A 1,802-nucleotide genomic window follows, 5' to 3' on the forward strand; every position below is an offset into this window, starting at 1 on the left:
GCGTTGGCTCATGTTGGCGTGGCTGTGTCCGGGTTCCGCGCGGCATGCATGCATCGTGCCGGAGCGGTCAATTGATCAGCGTCTCCCTAACGTTCGACATGAGCGGACCGCAACGGCGCGCTCGGTGTGGCCGAAGCGCGCCACTGCGCCTCGCCGTTGTGGGTCCGCTCGATGGAGGGGTTAGCCGCCACGGCCGCACTAAGCCAACTGCCTGAGAAGCCAGCCCTTGAACTCCGCAACATTTGCTTCCTCCTTCGCACCGATGCTGAATGCCGCGGCTGCCGATCGTGCCCAAAACTCCTTCTTGAGCCTCTGCGTGTTTGGCACGTCATAGGCTCGATAGTAGACAGTGAACACTTCGTCGTTCGGACCCTGAAAGTAGAAGGCCCCAAGGCTTTCCGAGTCCCAAGACTCCGCTGTTGGCTGCCCGAACACTTGGAGAAGCTTGCTTGGCGCAACGAGCAGTTCACCTTGTTTCGATGTGCCAGCGACCTTTGCGATGGTGACGCGACGGAACACTGCATCCGATCCATTGGCCAAATGAGCAAGCCAGCCCTGCATGAGAAAGAACACAGCTGCTTGAGCAAGACGGCGACGATGAAGGTTCATGGCGGCTAACGTTGGAGTTAAGCGGCTGGCGAAGCCAGTCGGCTTGAACGACGGGTTAGGCGGCTGGTTAGTGATGCAACTACTCCCATTGAAAGACTTCCTGCATTGCGGCGATGACTATGAAGCTGTTGCTGGTGCTTGAGTAGAAGTAGTGAGCGAAGGCCTTATCAGGGAGATCGCTTGGTAGCTCAATTGCCAGATCGGCTTCCTGATCTGGGAGAGGGCCGTCCGAAGTGATCCACAGGCCGGGCCTATCGTTCGCTTTTGGGGAGAAGGCTGCAGGCTCGACAAAGTAGAAGAGAAGCCCGTTGAATTCCAGTGTGCCTCTTTGATAGAGGAGCTCATCCTTTGGCGAAAAGCCGCACGGAATTGAGAACTTCAGCTTCGCGGTTCCAGTGGAGAAGTCGATACTGAGCTCTTCCAACTGTGCATCATGGAAGGTGGCATGCTTGTGCCTTTCCCCAAGCAGACTATCGAGGGCAAGGGATCTCATTTGAAGAGGCCTAACGTTCGACGTAAGGGGCCTGCCGAAGGCAGGTCCCCTTGACGGAGGGGTTAGGCATTGGCCTCGTGCTCACATTCGTGGCTGCTGTACAAGTAGCTGTATACCTACAGCTGAACAAAAGAGGTGGGTTGCAAAGACGACTGCCAAAAGGAAGATACACGAGGCCAGAATTAGCAAGACACCACGCAAGCGCTGGGCCATCTTGGCGAAGAGTACAGCAAGCACAAACCAATGAAGAACCGTCAATGGAAGGGCGTAGTACCATTCGATGAGACGAACGATTTCATAGTTGGGATTTCTCTCACCAACAAAGAAGTACGGGTAGAGATGAGCAAACGCTGGGCCGATAGCAAAGGCCAAAACAATGCCAATTCCGACAGGCATCAGAATGACCGTGAGCGCGATTGCTACGACGGGGAATAGAGCCACCATCGCTGACATTGCACTGAATGCGACGACAAAGCGTTTCGGCAGGTTCATCGGGATCGTTTCGTATCTATCAACGCCTAACGTTGAAGGTAAGCGGCGTGCCGACAGCACGTCCGCTTGAGCGACGGGTTAGACGACATATCCGTCGCTAGCTTCCGAAGACGAAGTCGATTGCCTGCTCACCAGCCGACACCCTGCCTTGATAAAACTCCGTGTAGGCACAGCGCTCGCAAACAACGGCGATGTACTTTGCAGACTG

The 1,802-nt window shown here is 55.4% G+C and carries 4 protein-coding genes; all 4 read right to left on the minus strand.

The window, feature by feature from the left end; genetic code table 11:
• Nucleotides 1-198: 198 nt before the first annotated feature.
• Nucleotides 199-609, minus strand: a complete 411-nt coding sequence (locus tag E8D38_RS27495) for a hypothetical protein (protein WP_140637462.1) — start codon at nt 607-609, stop codon at nt 199-201.
• 79 nt (nt 610-688) lie between these two features.
• A complete protein-coding gene (locus E8D38_RS27500; RefSeq protein WP_140637463.1) occupies nt 689-1,102 on the minus strand; it encodes a hypothetical protein in 414 nt (137 codons plus the stop codon).
• A gap of 81 nt (nt 1,103-1,183) precedes the next feature.
• Nucleotides 1,184-1,594 carry a hypothetical protein gene (locus tag E8D38_RS27505; protein ID WP_140637464.1) on the minus strand — a complete coding sequence of 137 codons (411 nt, stop codon included), beginning with the start codon at nt 1,592-1,594 and terminating at the stop codon, nt 1,184-1,186.
• 97 nt (nt 1,595-1,691) lie between these two features.
• Nucleotides 1,692-1,802: zinc ribbon domain-containing protein (locus E8D38_RS29590; protein WP_219851884.1), on the minus strand; the 111-nt coding region annotated here is incomplete at its 5' end.

It is taken from the genome of Methylibium rhizosphaerae (assembly GCF_006386545.1).
Taxonomy (GTDB): domain Bacteria; phylum Pseudomonadota; class Gammaproteobacteria; order Burkholderiales; family Burkholderiaceae_C; genus Pseudorivibacter; species Pseudorivibacter rhizosphaerae.